The sequence below is a fragment of the Paraburkholderia caffeinilytica genome, assembly GCF_046030355.1.
Taxonomy (GTDB): Bacteria; Pseudomonadota; Gammaproteobacteria; order Burkholderiales; family Burkholderiaceae; genus Paraburkholderia; species Paraburkholderia caffeinilytica_B.
Genome location: NZ_JAQQCQ010000010.1, coordinates 177226 through 194872, shown reverse-complemented (window position 1 = coordinate 194872; position 17647 = coordinate 177226). Strand labels below are relative to the sequence as shown.

Annotated in this window: 16 protein-coding genes; 13 read left to right on the top strand and 3 right to left on the bottom strand. The window is 60.0% G+C overall.

All coding sequences use genetic code 11. The features are described from left to right. Positions 1 to 103: 103 nt before the first annotated feature. From PQQ95_RS17470 to PQQ95_RS17440, 7 genes are all read left to right on the top strand, one after another. On the top strand, positions 104 to 865 hold the full coding sequence (locus PQQ95_RS17470; RefSeq protein ID WP_408438619.1) for a 2-keto-4-pentenoate hydratase: 762 nt from the start codon (positions 104 to 106) through the stop codon (positions 863 to 865). 848 nt (positions 866 to 1713) lie between these two features. Next, on the top strand, positions 1714 to 3636 hold the full coding sequence (locus PQQ95_RS17465; RefSeq protein WP_408438618.1) for a PrkA family serine protein kinase: 1923 nt from the start codon (positions 1714 to 1716) through the stop codon (positions 3634 to 3636). 140 nt (positions 3637 to 3776) lie between these two features. Further along, positions 3777 to 5048, top strand: coding sequence for a YeaH/YhbH family protein (locus PQQ95_RS17460; RefSeq protein WP_408438617.1), 1272 nt, complete (start codon positions 3777 to 3779; stop codon positions 5046 to 5048). After that, the gene (locus PQQ95_RS17455; protein WP_408438616.1) at positions 5045 to 6763 is read left to right on the top strand and encodes a SpoVR family protein; all 1719 of its coding nucleotides are present in this window, start codon (positions 5045 to 5047) and stop codon (positions 6761 to 6763) included. The genes PQQ95_RS17460 and PQQ95_RS17455 overlap by 4 nt, the downstream gene beginning before the upstream one ends. Positions 6764 to 6945: 182 nt before the next feature. Then, complete coding sequence (locus PQQ95_RS17450) at positions 6946 to 7512, top strand: nucleotidyltransferase domain-containing protein (RefSeq protein WP_408438615.1); 567 nt, start codon at positions 6946 to 6948, stop codon at positions 7510 to 7512. Next, positions 7490 to 7969, top strand: a complete 480-nt coding sequence (locus tag PQQ95_RS17445; RefSeq protein ID WP_408438614.1) for a hypothetical protein — start codon at positions 7490 to 7492, stop codon at positions 7967 to 7969. Before PQQ95_RS17450 ends, PQQ95_RS17445 begins: the two co-directional genes overlap by 23 nt. A gap of 189 nt (positions 7970 to 8158) precedes the next feature. After that, positions 8159 to 9472 carry an MFS family transporter gene (locus PQQ95_RS17440; RefSeq protein ID WP_408438613.1) on the top strand — a complete coding sequence of 438 codons (1314 nt, stop codon included), beginning with the start codon at positions 8159 to 8161 and terminating at the stop codon, positions 9470 to 9472. A gap of 112 nt (positions 9473 to 9584) precedes the next feature. On the opposite strand, the gene PQQ95_RS17435 is transcribed toward PQQ95_RS17440, so the two are convergent. Further along, positions 9585 to 9806, bottom strand: a complete 222-nt coding sequence (locus PQQ95_RS17435; protein WP_063495933.1) for a hypothetical protein — start codon at positions 9804 to 9806, stop codon at positions 9585 to 9587. Positions 9807 to 10087: 281 nt separating this feature from the next. Here PQQ95_RS17435 and PQQ95_RS17430 point away from each other — a divergent pair, with 281 nt between their 5' ends. The 3 genes from PQQ95_RS17430 (at position 10088) to PQQ95_RS17420 (ending at position 12471) form a co-directional block, all read left to right on the top strand. Then, positions 10088 to 10909: an ABC transporter substrate-binding protein gene (locus PQQ95_RS17430; protein ID WP_408438612.1), complete on the top strand. Its 822-nt coding sequence runs from the start codon at positions 10088 to 10090 to the stop codon at positions 10907 to 10909. Positions 10910 to 11017: 108 nt separating this feature from the next. After that, a complete protein-coding gene (locus PQQ95_RS17425) occupies positions 11018 to 11743 on the top strand; it encodes an amino acid ABC transporter permease (protein WP_408438611.1) in 726 nt (241 codons plus the stop codon). Between the two features lie 2 nt (positions 11744 to 11745). After that, positions 11746 to 12471 carry an amino acid ABC transporter permease gene (locus tag PQQ95_RS17420; protein WP_408438610.1) on the top strand — a complete coding sequence of 242 codons (726 nt, stop codon included), beginning with the start codon at positions 11746 to 11748 and terminating at the stop codon, positions 12469 to 12471. Between the two features lie 98 nt (positions 12472 to 12569). Here PQQ95_RS17420 and PQQ95_RS17415 read toward each other — a convergent pair whose 3' ends face one another. Together PQQ95_RS17415 and PQQ95_RS17410 are read right to left on the bottom strand one after the other, a co-directional pair. Beyond that, positions 12570 to 13655 carry a glycosyltransferase family 2 protein gene (locus PQQ95_RS17415; RefSeq protein ID WP_408438609.1) on the bottom strand — a complete coding sequence of 362 codons (1086 nt, stop codon included), beginning with the start codon at positions 13653 to 13655 and terminating at the stop codon, positions 12570 to 12572. A gap of 210 nt (positions 13656 to 13865) precedes the next feature. Next, a complete protein-coding gene (locus PQQ95_RS17410) occupies positions 13866 to 14045 on the bottom strand; it encodes a hypothetical protein (RefSeq protein ID WP_408438608.1) in 180 nt (59 codons plus the stop codon). A 610-nt stretch (positions 14046 to 14655) separates the two neighbouring features. On the opposite strand from PQQ95_RS17410, the gene PQQ95_RS17405 reads away from it, so the two are divergent. From PQQ95_RS17405 to PQQ95_RS17395, 3 genes are all read left to right on the top strand, one after another. Continuing rightward, complete coding sequence (locus PQQ95_RS17405) at positions 14656 to 15687, top strand: ABC transporter substrate-binding protein (RefSeq protein ID WP_408438607.1); 1032 nt, start codon at positions 14656 to 14658, stop codon at positions 15685 to 15687. A 68-nt stretch (positions 15688 to 15755) separates the two neighbouring features. Beyond that, positions 15756 to 16802, top strand: a complete 1047-nt coding sequence (locus PQQ95_RS17400) for an aromatic ring-hydroxylating dioxygenase subunit alpha (protein ID WP_408438606.1) — start codon at positions 15756 to 15758, stop codon at positions 16800 to 16802. A gap of 2 nt (positions 16803 to 16804) precedes the next feature. Beyond that, positions 16805 to 17638 (top strand): ABC transporter ATP-binding protein, encoded by an 834-nt coding sequence (locus PQQ95_RS17395; protein WP_408438605.1) that lies wholly within the window; start codon positions 16805 to 16807, stop codon positions 17636 to 17638. The last annotated feature ends 9 nt before the right edge of the window (positions 17639 to 17647 follow it).

Below are 17647 nucleotides of genomic sequence, written 5' to 3'. Positions count from 1 at the left end.
TCGCCGCTACAGGCAGTCAGCGCGCGGACCGTGAGCCGCTTCCCAACTGCTGCAATTCAGCGCGGCAACCCAACGCTCAACGCGCCAGCCATAAAGGACCGACATGACGCCATACGACCTCGCGCACCGCCTCGTCGAAGCCCGCCGACAGCATCGCCCGATCGACGCGCCGCCACCCGACAGCCTGCCGCCTGACGCGGCGACCGCGTATGCGATCCAGCAGGCCGTCATCGTGGGCCTCGGCGACTCGACGGGAGCATGGAAGATCGGCGCCAGAACGCCGGGCGGGGCTGCCTCGGGGGCGCCCATTCCGGCTTCGCTGGTGCTGCCGTCGCCGGCGCGGGTGGCCCATAAGGGCTTTTTCCGCGTGCTGGTGGAGCTGGAGGTCGCCTTTCGTTTCGCCGAGGCGATCGAACCGCGCGGCCGGGCTTATGCGCGCGACGAGGTGCTCTCGAAGGTTGGCGTCGTGCTGCCGACCATCGAGATCGTCGATAGCCGCTTTGCCGAGTGGCCCAATGTCGCGCCGCTCGCGCAACTGGCCGACGCGCAGAACAACGGCGCATTGATCACGGGTCATCCGGTGACCTATGCGGGGCTCGCGCGCAGCTTCGATTTCGTATCGCCCGAACTTGAGCTGAGTTTCGACGGCGATTCGCTGGTGCCGGAAGTCACCGGTAATCCGGCCGGCGATCCGCGCGAACTGCTGGTGTGGTTCGTCAACCATTGCGCCGCGATGGGCATTACCATCGAGCCGGAATGGACGCTCACCACCGGGTCGTATGTCGGTGCGCACAGTGTGGGCAAACCGGGTATTGTGCGCGGCCACATCGACGGTCTGGGTGAAGTGGAGATTGAACTGACCTGAGCATGTCACCGTGGACTTGTAACGGTGTGCCTGTAAGGGTGAGCATGTTGTACATGTGACGGCCGGCTTGTAACCGGCCATTACGGCGCATCGAGCAAACGGCTGCCCCTTGGGCGGCCGTTTTACATTTGCCGCCGCATCTGCACTGGGCACTTAGCCGTATACACCTATGAAGCGACCCGTTGCGCTGCCGTGATCCAGTTATACAGGCGGCTAACCATGTCGCCGACGCGGTTAATACGAGGGGCAGGCATAAGCGTCAACATACCGCACCCAATGCGTAATGATGCGGAACAAAAACGCCGGCGCGTAGACGAACCGCTTGACGATGCGTCGATAAAACACGGTGAACAAGTGCCTCAGGTCAGCACGGCGAACGAACATGTAACACAGCGCATGGTGCTGTAGACCAAACGGCGATGCCGCGCGTTGATGAAAAGAGGTCCCGGGCACAGAAAACGCATGACGTCCGCGCTGAATGCAAGAAAGTGTGCGCGTGCAGACAGGCTGTCCGGTAGAGCAGTGAGAACGTTCGATGAACGAGACGATTCGTGTAACCCAGCATGACGAATGACGAGCCATGCTGGACAGCATGGCGAGCGGAGGGCGCTGGAGAGGCAGCAACATGGGCCGGCAATCGTTGCACATTCGCTGTGATGTGAGCGGAAGATTGTAGGTGAGCGAATCTGCGTTTCCAAGTGAGGAATGTTGGGAGGCGGGTACGGCGCGATTTTCGCAACGTAGTTCGTGAAAAAAAATTTAAAAGGGTTTAGGATGAATTCGAGCGATGTCGTTTCCGAATAGCGCGCCGCGCACGACATCGGTCTAGACTTCGGCGAGGAGGTAGCATGGATATCTACAGCAGTTTCGCGACCCGCTTCGAGAAAACGCGAGAAGATGAACTCTCGCTCGAGGAGTATCTCGCGCTCTGCAAAGACAATCCCGCCGCGTACGCTACGGCTGGCGAACGCATGTTGACGGCAATCGGTGAACCAGAACAGATCGACACTCGTAACGATCCGCGCATGTCGCGTATCTTCGCGAACAAGGTCATCAAGGTATACCCCGCATTCCGTGAGTTCTACGGAATGGAAGAGGTGATCGAGCAGGTGGTCGCCTACTTCCGGCACTCGGCCCAGGGGCTCGAAGAAAAGAAACAGATTCTGTATCTGCTGGGACCGGTCGGCGGCGGTAAATCGTCGATCGCGGAACGTCTGAAGCAACTCATGGAGCGCGTGCCGTTCTACTCGATCAAGGGCTCGCCCGTGAACGAGTCGCCGCTCGGTTTGTTCGATTATGACGAGGACGGTCCGATCCTCGAAGAGCAATACGGTATTCCACGCCGCTACCTGAAAAACATTCTGAGTCCGTGGGCGGTGAAACGCCTGCACGAATATAACGGCGACATCCGCAAGTTCCGTGTGGTGCGCCGCTATCCGTCGATCCTTCGTCAGATTGGTATCGCCAAGACCGAACCGGGTGACGAAAACAATCAGGACATTTCGTCGCTGGTCGGCAAGGTCGATATCCGCAAGCTCGAACAGTATGCACAAGACGATGCGGACGCATACAGCTACTCCGGTGGTCTGTGCCTGGCGAACCAGGGCTTGCTCGAGTTCGTCGAAATGTTCAAGGCGCCGATCAAGGTCTTGCACCCGTTGCTTACCGCCACTCAGGAAGGCAACTTCAAGGGCACGGAAGGCTTCGGCGCAATTCCGTTCGACGGTGTGATTCTCGCCCACTCGAACGAGTCGGAATGGAAGGCGTTCCGTAACAACCGCAACAACGAAGCACTGCTCGACCGGATCTTCGTCGTGAAGGTGCCGTACTGCCTGCGCTACGGCGAAGAGATCAAGATCTACGAGAAGCTGTTGCGTAATTCGTCGCTGGCCAACGCGGTATGCGCGCCGGGTACGCTGAAGATGATGGCGCAGATGTCGGTGCTCACGCGCTTGCAGGAGCCGGAAAATTCCAGCCTGTTCTCGAAGATGCAGGTGTACGACGGCGAGAATCTCAAGGACACCGATCCGAAAGCCAAGTCGTATCAGGAGTATCGTGATTTTGCGGGCGTGGACGAAGGGATGACTGGCGTGTCGACCCGCTTCGCGTTCAAGATCCTGTCACGCGTATTCAACTTCGATTCGACGGAGGTCGCGGCGAATCCGGTGCACCTGATGTACGTGCTCGAACAGCAGATCGAGCGCGAGCAGTTCCCGCCGGAAACCGAGCAGAAGTATCTGTCGTTCATCAAGGACGTGCTGGCATCGCGCTATGCCGAGTTCATCGGCAAAGAGATTCAGACCGCGTATCTGGAGTCGTATTCGGAGTACGGTCAGAATATCTTCGATCGCTATGTGACGTATGCGGACTTCTGGATTCAGGATCAGGAGTTCCGCGACCACGACACCGGCGAGAGTTTCGACCGCGCGGCGCTGAACGCCGAACTGGAGAAGATCGAGAAACCCGCGGGCATCAGCAACCCGAAGGACTTCCGCAACGAGATCGTGAACTTCGTGCTGCGAGCGCGGGCTGCGAATGCGGGGAAGAATCCCGCGTGGATCAGCTACGAGAAGCTGCGCGTCGTGATCGAAAAGAAGATGTTCTCGAACACGGAAGAACTGTTGCCGGTGATCTCGTTCAACGCCAAGGGTTCGGCGGAAGAGCAACGCAAGCACGAAGACTTCGTCAATCGCATGGTGACGAAGGGCTATACGCCGAAGCAGGTGCGCTTGCTGTGTGACTGGTATCTGCGTGTGCGCAAGTCGTCATGATACGCACTGCGTGCCGCCCGCGCGGTCCGATCGCGCGGGCACCTTGCGAGGCGCAAGTTGCATGGACATAGCGTTGCATGGGCAAACATGCCTGTGCAACGTGCGTCTCGCGCAGCCGAAATTACAGCTGGAGACCGGGCGTGCTTCATCAAATCATCGACCGCAGGTTAGCTGGTAAGAACAAGAGCATTGCAAACCGCGAGCGCTTTCTGCGCCGCGTCAAGAACTATATTCGTCGCGCCGTCTCGGAAGCGGTTCGCGATCGCAGCATCAAGGATATTCAGAACACCCAGAGCATCACCATCCCGCGCAAGGACATCGCGGAACCGTCGTTCCGGCATGGTCCCGGCGGCAAGCGGGAAATGGTGCATCCGGGCAATTCCGACTACATCCGCGGCGACAAGATCCAGCGCCCGCAAGGGGGCGGCGGCGGAGGCGGGGGCAACCAGGCGAGCAACGAAGGCGAGGGTCAGGACGACTTCGTGTTCGAGCTGAGCCGCGAAGAATTCATGCAGTATTTCTTCGACGACCTCGAACTCCCGCGTCTCGTCAAAACCCATCTGATGGCCGTGCCCACGTGGAAAAGCATCCGCGCCGGCTGGGCGGCCGAAGGCACGCCGAACAATATCGACGTGGTCCGTTCGCTGCGCAGCGCGCTCGGCCGCCGGATTGCGCTCGGTGCGCCGCTCGTCAACCAGTTGCACGAGATGGAACGGCAACTCGATGTGATGAAGGCCGACCCGGACGACCGTCGCGACGAGATCAAACTGCTCGAAGAGGAAATTCACCATTTGCGTGGGCGCATCTGGCGCATTCCGTTTATCGATCCGTTCGATCTGCGTTACGTGAACCGGGTGAAGCAGCCTACGCCGTCCAGTCAGGCGGTGATGTTCTGTCTGATGGATGTCTCCGGTTCCATGGACGAACAGCGCAAGGATCTCGCCAAGCGCTTTTTCATCCTGCTGTATCTGTTCCTCAAGCGGAACTACGAAAAGATCGAAGTGGTGTTCATTCGCCACCACACCCGCGCCGAGGAGGTCGACGAAGACACGTTCTTTCATTCGACGGAAAGCGGCGGCACGGTGGTGTCGAGCGCGCTGGAGCTGATGCAGAAGGTGATGGACGAGCGCTATTCGCCGACTGAATGGAATATTTACGGCGCTCAGGCCTCCGACGGCGACAATTGGACCGACGATTCGCCCAAGTGCCGCAAGATACTTTCGGATGACATCCTGGAGAAGGTGCGCTATTTTGCGTATATCCAGGTGACGCCGGAAGAGCAGAACTTGTGGCTCGAATATGCGCAGCTGGCGCTGAGCCAGCCGCACATGGCGATGAAGAAGGTCGAGACCGCGGCTGACATTTATCCGGTGTTCCGGGAGTTGTTTGAAAAGCAGGTGGCGTCTTCATGACGGCAAAGCACCTGCCCAACGAAGCGCGCGGCGATGAGCCGGCGCGCGGGAAAGGCGTGCCGCAGCAGCAACAGTCGGGGCATGCCGAGGCGAAGGCGGACGATACAGGCGCCGCCGCAGCCGGAGCAGTCGACGCAGCTGCAGCACGGGGACACACCGGAACGCCCACTGAGGGGCAAAGGGAAGTCCGTATGAACGTAGCCGATAGACGGCCTCTGCCGTGCCCGTCCGACTGGACCTTCGAATTGATCGAAGAGTACGACTCGCATATTGCCCGTGTTGCAGAGCAATATGAACTCGACGTGTATCCGATCCAGCTCGAACTCATCAGCGCCGAACAGATGATGGACGCGTACGCGTCCGTCGGCATGCCGGTGAACTACCGTCACTGGTCGTTCGGCAAACACTTTCTCTCCACCGAAAAAAGCTACCGTCGCGGGCAGATGGGGCTGGCGTACGAGATCGTCATCAATTCGAATCCTTGCATCGCCTACCTGATGGAAGAGAACACGATGACGATGCAGGCGCTCGTCATCGCGCACGCGGCCTATGGCCACAACTCGTTCTTCAAGGGCAACTATCTGTTCAGGCTGTGGACGGATGCGCACGCGATCATCGATTACCTCGTCTACGCGAAAAATTACATCGCCGAGTGCGAGGAGCGCTTTGGGCTCGACCGGGTGGAAGAACTGCTCGACTCGTGCCATGCATTGATGAATTACGGTGTGGATCGTTACAAACGTCCGCAGAAACTGTCGCTGGAAAAGGAGTTTGCGGCGCGCCGCGAACGTGAGGCTTATCTGCAATCGCAGGTCAACGAACTGTGGCGCACCTTACCGAACCGGCATACGCCATTGCCGGAGGAGATCGAGGAGCGTTATCCACCGGAGCCGCAGGAAAACCTGCTGTATTTCGCGGAGAAGAACGCACCGTTGCTCGAGCCGTGGGAGCGAGAAGTGATCCGCATCGTGCGCAAGGTCGGACAGTATTTTTATCCGCAACGGCAAACCCAGGTCATGAACGAAGGCTGGGCGACGTTCTGGCACTACACGTTGCTCAACACGATGTACGCCCAGGGCAAGCTGGAAGACGGCTTCATGATGGAGTTTCTGCATTCGCACAGCAATGTGGTCTACCAGCCGCCGGTCACGAAACCGTACTACAGCGGCATCAACCCGTATGCGCTCGGTTTTTCGATGATGAGCGATATCCGCCGCATCTGCGAATCGCCGACGGAGGAAGACCGCAGGTGGTTCCCCGAGCTGGCCGGCAGTCCGTGGTTGCCGGCGATGCACTACGCAATGCGCAATTTCAAGGACGAGAGTTTCGTGGCGCAGTATCTGTCGCCGCATCTGATCCGCGAAATGCGTCTGTTCTCGGTGCTGGACGACGACATGCGCGATGCGCTCGAAGTGTCCGCGATTCATGACGACAGCGGGTATCAGTATGTGCGTCAGGCGCTGTCGCGGCAGTACGACATGCATCATCGGGAGCCGAATATCCAGGTGTGGGCGGTGAATACGCGCGGCGACCGGAGCCTGACGTTACGGCATTTCATGAGCGACAACCGGCATCTGTCCAACGATAGCGATGAAGTGCTCAAGCACATGGCGCGCTTGTGGCAGTTCGACGTCTACCTGGAAAGCGTCGATGAGAATGGCACGGTGAGGAAGCGGTATGAGTGTAAGTATGTGCCGCCGGCGATAAGGGTTTGACGGATCCCAGCCGGTCACCCCATCGGTTCAATGAAAAGCCAGCTTTCGAGCTGGCTTTTTGTTGAGCAAGCTGTAGTAGTCATATTGCAGCATTTACCGGAAAGCGGTACTATTTTACCGGTTTCCGGTATTTGATTTAAAGTACCGATTTCCGGTAACAAAGTACCGAAAAAGGGTATTGGATGCTCGCGGACTTTCTTCTCACGCCTAAACAACAGCGCATTCTGGGCGCGTTTGTTCTGAATCCGGAGCGCGCTTATTCGCTTTCTGAACTGTTTGACTTGAGCGGTGGCGGCCGTAGCTCCACTCAGGACTTTGTCGCGAAATTGCTTGGAGGCGATGTGGTCCTTCAGCTGCCCGGCGGACGTGCGCTTTACCAGGCGAACACTCAGCATCCGCTTTACCCGGAGTTACGACAAATCGCGGTCAAGAGTTTTGGCCTGAAGGAACCGATCGAACGTGCGCTGGCCATGATCGGCGACAAAATAAAGCACGCGTTCATCTTTGGCTCGATGGCCGCTGGAACGGCTGGGCCCGCTAGTGATATTGACGTCATGGTGATCGGCGACGTGCGTCCCGGCCGCGTGCAACGCGAACTCGACGCGGCAGGTGAGGCGCTTGGCCGGGAAATCCATGTGAACGTATATCCGGAACATGAGTGGGAGCAAAAGCGCCGTTCGGATCCCGTGCTAGAGTCAATCGATCAAGGTCCGAAAATCATGCTCGATGTTTCCACTTCAACTGACTGAAAAGCTAACCGGCATGCTCAACGCCGGCTACGTTCGTAAGACGCCGTTCACTGCCGCGAACGCCGTGCAGTTTCGCCGCAACGCCGTGTCGTTTTTCCAGGCGGCGAAGGACGACAGGCATTCGCCCATCGTGCGCTATGCCAATGCCTATGAATCGGTGCACGCGTTGGCAGTTGGATTTATTTACATTCACGGCCTGGCGCCCGCTGGCGGGGACGGACATCGTATTAAGGTAATCGGGACCTTGCTCGATCACGTCAAACCTGACCTCGATCTCGACGACCGGTCGGAGATTGAATACGCCACGCGGCAACGCAACGAGAAAATCTATGAATCGCCTGCGCCGCCGCCATCGATAAAAGCTGTCGAAGACCTGATCGCGAGCGTGGGCAACGTCGAGGCATTGATCAAGCAGCAATGGGCTAGCTGGTACGCGCTGAAAGCCGATAAGCCATAACCGCTGCCGCGCTGCAGCATCACGCCGGTCGGTGTGTTGTCACTCCCTAACAAACTCCCATCTTTCCCTTGCAATTCTGTAAAATTCGCGCACGCGTGCTAGCGGTGCCAGCGCGGCACCTCGACGTGCGCGTTGTGAAGGCGGCGCCACGACCGCTACCTCCGTTTAAAGACAAGGAAAGACAACAGCATGACCGACCTATCCGACCAAACCGTGGCCACGGCTCCCGACGCACACGACACCCGGCGCCGCATCTTCGCGATCGTGGGCGCTTCATCGGGCAATCTAGTCGAGTGGTTCGACTTCTACGTGTACTCGTTCTGCGCGCTGTATTTCGCCCCGGCCTTCTTCCCAAGCGGCAATACCACCACGCAGTTGCTCAACACCGCCGGCGTCTTCGCCGCGGGCTTCCTGATGCGCCCGATCGGCGGCTGGTTCTTCGGCCGGCTCGCTGACAAGCACGGCCGCAAGACCGCGATGATGGTCTCGGTGTTCATGATGTGCGGCGGCTCGCTCGTGATCGCCGTGCTGCCCACCTATGCGCAGATCGGCGCGTTGGCGCCGGCGTTGCTGCTGGTCGCGCGCCTGTTCCAGGGCCTGTCGGTGGGCGGCGAGTATGGCACCAGCGCCACCTACATGAGTGAAGTCGCGCTCAAGGGCCGGCGCGGCTTCTTCGCGTCGTTCCAGTATGTCACGCTGATCGGCGGCCAGTTGTGCGCGCTGCTGGTGCTGGTGATCCTGCAACAAACCCTCTCCAACGAAGAACTGAAAGCGTGGGGCTGGCGCGTGCCTTTCGTGATCGGCGCGTTGGCGGCACTGGTTGCGCTGTATCTGCGTAAATCGCTCGACGAAACGACCACGGCCGAAACGCGTCAACGCAAGGAAGCCGGCACGCTGCGTGGCTTGTGGCAGCACAAGGGCGCATTCGCGACGGTGCTCGGCTTTACGGCCGGCGGCTCGCTGATTTTCTATACGTTCACCACGTACATGCAGAAGTATCTGGTCAACACGGCCGGTATGCACGCCAAGACCGCCAGCAACGTGATGACCGCGGCGCTGTTCGTTTACATGGTGATGCAACCGGCGTTCGGCGCCTTGTCGGATCGCATCGGCCGCCGTCGTTCGATGCTGTTCTTCGGCTTCTTCGCGACCATCGGCACCGTGCCGCTGCTGCATGCGCTGAAAGACGTGACGAGCCCGTATGCGGCCTTCGGTCTGGTTGTCGTGGCGCTGGCGATCGTCAGCTTCTATACGTCGATCAGCGGCCTGATCAAGGCCGAAATGTTTCCGCCGGAAGTGCGCGCGCTCGGCGTGGGGTTGTCGTATGCGGTGGCCAATGCGATCTTCGGCGGTTCGGCGGAATACGTCGCGCTGTGGCTGAAATCGGTGGGCAGCGAGTCGACGTTCTACTGGTATGTGACCGCGCTGTGCGCGATCGCCGGCCTCGTGTCGCTGCGCATGCGCGATCCTTCGAAAGAAGGCTATCTGCGGCACGAGCCTTGAGCGTGAGCAATACGCTAGAACAGCGCGCATGAGCGCTGCGTGAGAACGGCGGCCCGGGGCAACCCGGCCGCCGTTTTTTATTCCATCGGCAAGCACGGCACGGAGCGCACGCTCAAGCCACCACAATCTCCGTCCCCAGCACATGAAGCAGGTCGCGCAGCGCCTCGGCCTGCGCCATCTTCGCATCGCTGCGCAAATGAATCTGCACGGCGCGCCCCGCGATCCCGTCGACGGGATGCGCAAGCCACAACTCCACGGCAAGCCCCAATCCTTCTGGCTGATTGACGACGACCGGTTCGATCACACGCGGCTTGAAACAGGCACTGTCGGACATAGCGATTCACCTCCGGGCTGATGACGGTTCGAGGTCCATCCTAATCAGCCGCACGCGCAAGCCCAAGCGACAAATACGCGTTTGCTAATGAGCGGATGCTTAGCAGAAAACGCGCTTATTACAGGAGCATTTCTTGGTTCGAACCGCGCTGCGCCGCTGCTAAGGTGACGCCCATGCGTGGCCATCGGTTGCACCTCGCGGTTGCGACGGCGATCGCCAACACGCATCCGTTTCCGAAACATCGCGATACGCATCGCACACAAACCAAGAGATCCAAAAAAATGAAGTCGAAAATACTCGCTGCCTGGTTAATGACAATGACGGGACTTGCGCTCACGGTATCGGGGCTCGCCCATGCCGACCGTCTCGACGACATCAAGAAGGCCGGCGTACTGCGCGTCGCGACTTTCGACAGCAATCCGCCGTTCGGCTACGTCGACGCAACCAGCAATCACATTGTCGGCCTCGACGTCGACTATGCGAAGGCGCTCGCCGACAAGCTCGGCGTGAAACTCGAATTGCAACCGACCAACCCGGCCAACCGCATTCCGTTCCTGACCTCGAAGAAAGTGGACCTCGTGCTCGCCAACTTCACGATCACCGACGAGCGCGCCAAGCAGGTCGATTTCAGCATTCCGTATTTCTCGTCGGGCCAGCAGTTTCTGGCGAAGAAGGGCGTGCTGAAGTCGGCGGATCAGATCAATAGCCTGCGGGTAGGCGCCGACAAGGGCACCACCAACGAGATCACGCTGCGCGAGAAATTCCCGCAAGCCACGATCGTCGCCTACGACGACACGCCGTTCGCGTTCGCAGCTTTGCGCGCGGGCAACGTTCAGGCGATCACGCAGGACGGTCCGAAGCTGGTCGGCCTGCTCGCCAACGTGCCGGACAAGCAGAACTACGAAATTCCGGCGTTCACGATTTCGAACGACTACATGGGCGTCGGGATTCCGAAGGGTGAGACCCGTCTCGTCGGCTTCGTGAACGACACGCTGAAGGGACTGGAAGCAGACGGTTCCGCCGCGAAGATCTACAACCGCTGGTTCGGTCCGCAAACGAAGACGCCGCTCGTGCGCATCTTCAAGATCGGCGACAAGACCTGACCGGCGAGTTGCTGTAACACCGGGCAATGAACGGGCACGTTAGCAACGTGCCCGTCGGCGTTTTTCGAAAGAAGTGAAAGAAGCAGGTTCAATGAAGCAGGTTCAAAGATGCAAGCGTGGCTTGCTCCAAAGTATCTGACGTGGTTGTGGCAAGGCTTCGGCGTCACGGTCGGTCTCGCGTTGACGGCGGCGTTCGCGGCGACCTTGTCCGGCTTCGTGCTGGCGATCGCGCGTCATGCCCGGTATGGCTGGCTGCGTCGTGCAACGGCCGCGTATGTGCTGGTGTTTCGCAACACACCGTTACTGGTGCAACTGTTCTTCTGGTATTTCGGCGCGGCCACGCTGATGCCTGACGCACTGATGCAATGGTTGAACACGCCGCATGGCGTGCACGTCGGTGCGTACGTGTTGCGCTGGCCGTCGTTCGAATTTGTCGCCGGGTGGGTCGGACTCACGTGTTATACGGCGGCGTTTATCGCCGAGGAGTTCCAGGCCGGTTTGCGCGGCGTGCCGGTGGGGCAGCATGCCGCGGCCGCGGCGCTGGGTCTCACGCCATTGCAGGCGTTCCGCTACGTTGTTTTGCCGCAAGCGGTGCGCATTTCGCTGCCGCCGCTCTTCGGCCAGTATATGAACCTCGTGAAAAATTCCTCGCTGACGATGGCGATCGGTCTTGCCGAACTGTCGTACGCATCGCGTCAGGTCGAGACGGAGAGCTTTAAAACGTTCGAGGCGTTCGGTGTGGCAACCGTGTTGTATATCGCCGCCGTCGCGTTGATCGAAGCGGTTTCGCATACGGTGGCGCATGCGCGCGACCGCTCATTCGCGAGGCGCTGAGCATGACCTGGACACTGTTCACCAATAATCTGCCATATCTGCTGGTCGGTGCATTTCCGCAAGGACCGCTCGGCGGCGCGGCGCTCACGCTGGTGCTGGCAGTATGCTCGGCGCTTGCGTCGGCCGTGCTCGGGCTTGCGGGTGGCATTGCGCTGGCTTTGACGGGGCGTATCGCCCGTGTGCCGTTGCTGCTCGTGATCGGTTTCTTCCGCGCGATTCCCGTGCTGATGCTGATCTTCTGGACGTATTTCCTGTTGCCGGTGGTTTTCCATATCGATGTCCCCGGACTCGCGACGGTCGTGTGCGCGCTCTCGCTGATCGGCGGCGCGTACCTTGCGCATTCGGTGCACGCGGGCATTCGCGCGGTCGGCGACGGCCAGTGGCAAGCCGGGCTGTCGCTCGGCCTCACGCGCACGCAGACCCTGCGCTATGTATTGCTGCCGCAGGCGCTGCGCATCATGGCGCCTTCGTTCGTGAATCAATGGGTGTCGCTGGTGAAGGACACCTCGCTCGCGTATATCGTCGGCGTGGGCGAGTTGTCGTTCGTCGCGACGCAGGTCAGCAATCGGCTGATGGTGTATCCCGCGCAGATCTTTTTGTTCGTCGGCTTCATCTATCTCGTGTTGTGCACGGCGCTTGACCGCATTGCCACTTATGCGCTGACCCGTCATAAGCGCGTCGTGCCACCGCACGCGTCGGCCGCCGCGCAGGCGTTGTCCGGCGACTAACCGGCCAGCCTTCTTACAGCCGCAGCGAGGTGTATCCGATCATCGGATTGACCTCGCTGCGGCGAAGGAACGGGTAGTCGCGTCCCACTACGCGTGCATCAGATCATTTCGGATCGATCGGTCACGAGGTCAGTGACGAGTTCTGTCACAGCCGCGGCCGGCTCGGTAATGACAGCAGGCGCGGCGGCAACCACGGCAGCCACCGCTGCGCGCGGCCGCATGCTCACCGCCGCGCGTGAGAGCATGAACAGGTGGTAATAGAGCCGCTTACTGAAACCATAGTTGTAGGCGAAGAGATGCGTGAACGCGATCTTCAACCCGGACAATGGCTGACGATTCTTCGCATGAACCGAAACGACGATCGGCGCGAGACGGCGCAAGGCCAGCTTGCGTGACGGTTCCAGTTGCGCTGGCAATTTCAGCGCCTTGACGAACGCATACGCAGTGACGGTCGCAGCGACGGTCGTGCCGCGCGTGCTATGCGAGATCGACGTCGCCGTCTTCCGATACACCGACACGTACTCGTGCAGATAAAACACCTCGCGCGCCGCGAGACAGAGTTCTGTGCCGAACACGAAATCGCAGCACATGCCGTACTGCTCTTTATAGCCGATCCGCTTCACGAGGTCGGCATTGGCCATCCAGCCGTTGTTCGGGAACATCTGGATCAGCCCGGTTCTGCCCGGCAACGCCTGCAAGCCTTCAGCGTCCCGCGTGCGTCGAAACGCGGTGTTCAGACGTGTACTGGCTTCGAAGTCGATGGCGCCGCTGTGATCCGCTTCGTACTGATCGGCGAAGGCCGCTTCGAGTTGCGGATGAAGCTTCCACAACGACACCAGCTTTTCGACGCCGTCGGTGGTGAGCAGGTCGTCGTCGTGAATCAGCAGGATCTTGTCGCCGCGTGCGCGTTCGAACAGGCTCGCTACGTTGCGCGCCTGGCCGAGCGGCGGCTGGTTCATCGCATAGCGGATGCGCGGCTCGTTCGCGTAGCGCTGCGCGATCAACTGCTGGGTGCGATCGTCCTTTGAATCGTCGCCGATCACGATCTCCACGTTGCCGTACGTCTGGGCGAGGCACGAATCGATGCACTCCACAATCAACTCAGGCCGATTGCAGGTTGGCAGGCAGATGGAAACCGTGGGAGCGGGATGGGACGAGCTTGAGGGCGTGGAGAAGGTGAACACGGGCGTCTCCGTTCTTATCCGTTAAGGGGCGGCAGCCGGTTCGCTTTGCGCACACATTGCTGCATGCAGAAAAATAGTCCATTGCAGGAAAAAAATAATCCGCAATAAATCGGAAGAAATGTCCGTCTTGTGGAAGGCGTTCGAAAGGGGAAATTTATGCGGCTTTGCTGCAAAAATGCAGCAAAGCCGCTTGGGTTGGCGCTTAACGGCTCAACTTACTGACGGCTCGCCTTCACCGGGTTTTTTTCCGGGCCGGTCCGCCGGCGACTGATCGCGCCCTTCGTCGTGGCGTTCGGGCAGCTTGCTCTTTTCGTTGTCGCTGTGAGTGGTGGGCTGCGGATGTTCGATGTCGCCAGGCTTGGCGCCTTTGCGTTCTTTCGTTTCGCTCATTGCATGCTCCTGGTGTGAGAACACCTATCGGACAGCAAGGCACGGACCCGATAGTGCTGTTTTCAGGCTTGGCGCAGCGCCGCGCGGGCGCTAAAGGCGCACGGCATGCACTCACGCGGTGCCGTACCGCTTCGCGCGAGTGCAAAAAAACGGCGCATACGCGGAGGCGCGACATGGCAGAAGGCTTGAATAGCCGTGTTATAGGGCGGTTGCAACAACTGGCACAACATTCGCTTAAAGCAAAACCAGAGTAGAAGCGGCTAGCGAGCCGGCATGCAGGTGCCGGTCATCGTGGGGCATTGCTCTTGGGGCGCATCGTGCGCCCACGTCGAAGCCATTCGGCGTTTGAACGGAACCGTCCGGTTCCGCCAACAAGGAGCGTGCGATGCAGTTGCCCCAAATTTTCACCCGACTGTTATGCGCCCGTGCGATCACGTTCGGCGATCGACGTTCGTTCGCGCATGCGTTTATGCACGCGCGCGTCCGTGCCCGTTCCAGTGCATCTCTGCCGGGTCCCGTTCGCCTGTACCGCATGGCGCGCGTCGCCCGTTCCCTGTTGCTTTGCGTTCCCACTCTCTCAACTATCCCCACGTTCACACGGAGTTCAGTCATGCGCGTTCTGCATCTTCTCTCCCGCATTGCACGAATTGCCGCTGGCGGTCGCTCATTCGTGACGCGCACGGCCGGTGCCGCCGCGTTCGCAGGCGTCACGCTCGCAGCACCGCTGGCCCATGCCGAAGATCACGTCACTTTGCTGACCAGCTGGTACGCACAGGCCGAGCACGGCGGTTTCTATCAAGCGGTCGCGACAGGCATTTACAGGAAATATGGTCTGGATGTCACGATCAGGATGGGCGGCCCGCAAGTCAACGGCATGCAGTTGCTCGCCGGCGGCCAGGCGGACTTCCTGCTCGGCTACGACTTCCAGGTGCTCTCCAGCGTCGAAGCTGGCATTCCCGTCACCACGGTTGCCGCGGCATTCCAGTACGACCCGCAAGGCATGATGACCCACGCCGACGTGACCAGTCTCGCCGGCCTGAAGAATAAAACGATTCTCGTCGCCGGTGCGGGCCGCACGACCTGGTGGCCGTGGTTGAAAGCGAAGTACGGCTACACCGAAGCACAAGTGCGCCCATACACCTTCAACCTGCAACCGTTCTTTGCCGATCAGAACGTGGCCATGCAGGCGTATCCGTCGTCCGAAACTTACCAGGCCGAACAGGCCCACGCGAACGCGCATTTCTTCCTGTTCGCCGACGACGGCTATCCGCCCTACAACTCGACCATCGTCACGATGCGCGCCACGCTCAGCAACAAGCCGGATGTGGTGGCGCGTTTCGTGAAGGCGTCGATGGAAGGATGGAAGAGCTATCTGAACGATCCTGCGCCCGCGAATGCGCTGATCAGGAAAGACAACCCGCAGATGAGCGACGGGCAGCTCGCCTACGGCGTGGCGCAACTGAAGAAACTCAAGCTCGTGACGGGCGGCGACGCGGCGACGCAAGGCATCGGCACGATGACCGATGCGCGCTGGAAGAAAACCTTCGATTACATGGTCGACGCCAGGCTGCTCAAGCCCTCGACCGATTATCACGCGGCCTACACGTTGCAATACATCCAGAACGCGAAAGTGATGCCTTGAGGCCGGATCGCCGATCCCATCGCTTATACCGTTTGCACCGCCTATACGCTTGAAGAAGGAGTTTCCCCATGCTGGTCACCCGTCAAAACGTCTTGCGCCGCTTCTGGTACGCAATCATGCCGATGACGCAACTCGATGCCGGCCCGCAGCCGTTCACCTTGCTCGGCGAACCGATCGTGTTATGGAAGGGTGCGGGCGGCAAGCCGCATGCGCTGCGCGATCGCTGCTGCCATCGCACGGCGAAACTGTCGAAGGGTTTCGTCGACGGCGACGGCAATATCGCTTGCGGCTATCACGGCTGGACCTACGACTGCAGCGGCCAATGCGTGAAGATTCCGCAGAACAACGGCAGCGCGATTCCGTCGCGCGCAATCGTGCCGTCGTATCGCTGCGAAGAACGATACGGCTACGCGTGGGTCGCGCTCGAAGAGCCGCTGCAACCGATTCCCGCGTTTCCCGAAGAAGACGCGCCTGGCTACCGCCGTATTCTGCAGTTCTACGAGCGGTGGGAAACGAGCCCGCTGCGCATGATGGAAAACTCGTTCGACAACTCGCACTTCAGCTTCGTGCATAAGGGCAACTTCGGACTGTTCGACAGCCCGAAGCCGTCGAAGTATGAGTTTCGTCCGAACGAGTGGGGCTTCGAAGCCGAGACGCATGTTCCCGTGCGCAATCCGCCGGCGAGCCATCGCATCACGGGCACGACCGAAGAGGTCACCGAGCGCCATCTGATCAATCGCTGGTTCATGCCGTTCGCGCGCCGCTTCGGCTGTGTGTATCCGGCGAGCGGCATCCATCACATCATCTATAACTGCGCGACGCCGATCGACGACCGCACGCTGATGCTGTCGCAATGGCTTTATCGCAACGACACCGAAGACGCATGCTCGACGCAGGAACTGATCGACTGGGACCGTCCGATCACCGACGAAGACCGCGACATTCTCGAAGCCACCGACTACGACGCGTGCATCGACGTACGCCGTCAACAGGAGTGTCACATGGAATCGGATCAGCCCGGTTTGCTGATGCGCCGCATGTTGCTGAAGCTGTTGAACGACAACGGTGAATCTGAAGTATTTCGCGATGTCGTTACCATCAACGTGGAGGAATGATCATGGCATCGACTGAAGCTTATTCGCCGAAGCCGCCTGCGCCGTTGCTGTCGGTGCAGCGCGTCGACAAGCGCTATCCGAACGGCACGGTTGCGCTGGAAGACGTGCGGCTGTCGATCGAACCAGGCGAGTTCATCTCCCTGCTCGGGCCGTCCGGCTGCGGCAAGAGCACCTTGCTGAAAATGTTTGCCGGCATCGAAACGCCGACGCACGGTCATATGCGCTGGTGGGGGCAACCGTTCGACACGGTCGGCTCGACAGGGCGGCGCATGTCGATGGTGTTTCAGGAAGCGACCTTGATGCCGTGGGCAACCGTCGCCGATAACGTGCGCCTGCCGCTCGATCTCGCCAACGTGCCGCGCCATGAAGCCGACCTGCGTGTCGCCAGCGCGCTCGATGGCGTGGGACTCGCGAAATTCGGCAAGGTGCTGCCGCGCGAGTTGTCGGGCGGCATGCAGATGCGCGCGTCGCTGGCGCGCGCGCTCGTCACCGAGCCGGATCTGCTGCTGCTCGACGAACCGTTCGGTGCGCTCGACGAATTCACCCGTAATCGCCTCGATAGCGATCTGCGCGCGCTGTGGCAACGGCGCGGCATGACGGTCGTGTTCGTCACGCACAGCATTTACGAAGCCGTGTATCTGTCGAGCCGCGTGGTGGTGATGCAGGCGCGGCCGGGCCGCGTCATCGCTGAAGTACCGATCGATGGCCCGCTTGAACGGGACGACGCATTCCGCGTCAGCGAGCCGTTCATGCAGCACTGCAAGACGCTCTCGGAGCTGATTACCGATGCGCATCGCGCGTCGTTTGAGAACGAAGAAACAGGAGTGCAATCATGACAGGCAACG

What these genes read in the sequence shown, in the direction of transcription:
- PQQ95_RS17440 (WP_408438613.1), top strand. Translation starts at nt 8,159, where the DNA reads ATGACCGACCTATCCGACCAAACCGTGGCCACGGCTCCCGACGCACAC.
- PQQ95_RS17435 (WP_063495933.1), bottom strand. Translation starts at nt 9,806, where the DNA reads ATGTCCGACAGTGCCTGTTTCAAGCCGCGTGTGATCGAACCGGTCGTC.
- PQQ95_RS17455 (WP_408438616.1), top strand. Translation starts at nt 5,045, where the DNA reads ATGACGGCAAAGCACCTGCCCAACGAAGCGCGCGGCGATGAGCCGGCG.
- PQQ95_RS17430 (WP_408438612.1), top strand. Translation starts at nt 10,088, where the DNA reads ATGAAGTCGAAAATACTCGCTGCCTGGTTAATGACAATGACGGGACTT.
- PQQ95_RS17445 (WP_408438614.1), top strand. Translation starts at nt 7,490, where the DNA reads ATGTTTCCACTTCAACTGACTGAAAAGCTAACCGGCATGCTCAACGCC.
- PQQ95_RS17425 (WP_408438611.1), top strand. Translation starts at nt 11,018, where the DNA reads ATGCAAGCGTGGCTTGCTCCAAAGTATCTGACGTGGTTGTGGCAAGGC.
- PQQ95_RS17410 (WP_408438608.1), bottom strand. Translation starts at nt 14,045, where the DNA reads ATGAGCGAAACGAAAGAACGCAAAGGCGCCAAGCCTGGCGACATCGAA.
- PQQ95_RS17395 (WP_408438605.1), top strand. Translation starts at nt 16,805, where the DNA reads ATGGCATCGACTGAAGCTTATTCGCCGAAGCCGCCTGCGCCGTTGCTG.
- PQQ95_RS17470 (WP_408438619.1), top strand. Translation starts at nt 104, where the DNA reads ATGACGCCATACGACCTCGCGCACCGCCTCGTCGAAGCCCGCCGACAG.
- PQQ95_RS17400 (WP_408438606.1), top strand. Translation starts at nt 15,756, where the DNA reads ATGCTGGTCACCCGTCAAAACGTCTTGCGCCGCTTCTGGTACGCAATC.
- PQQ95_RS17420 (WP_408438610.1), top strand. Translation starts at nt 11,746, where the DNA reads ATGACCTGGACACTGTTCACCAATAATCTGCCATATCTGCTGGTCGGT.
- PQQ95_RS17465 (WP_408438618.1), top strand. Translation starts at nt 1,714, where the DNA reads ATGGATATCTACAGCAGTTTCGCGACCCGCTTCGAGAAAACGCGAGAA.
- PQQ95_RS17405 (WP_408438607.1), top strand. Translation starts at nt 14,656, where the DNA reads ATGCGCGTTCTGCATCTTCTCTCCCGCATTGCACGAATTGCCGCTGGC.
- PQQ95_RS17450 (WP_408438615.1), top strand. Translation starts at nt 6,946, where the DNA reads ATGCTCGCGGACTTTCTTCTCACGCCTAAACAACAGCGCATTCTGGGC.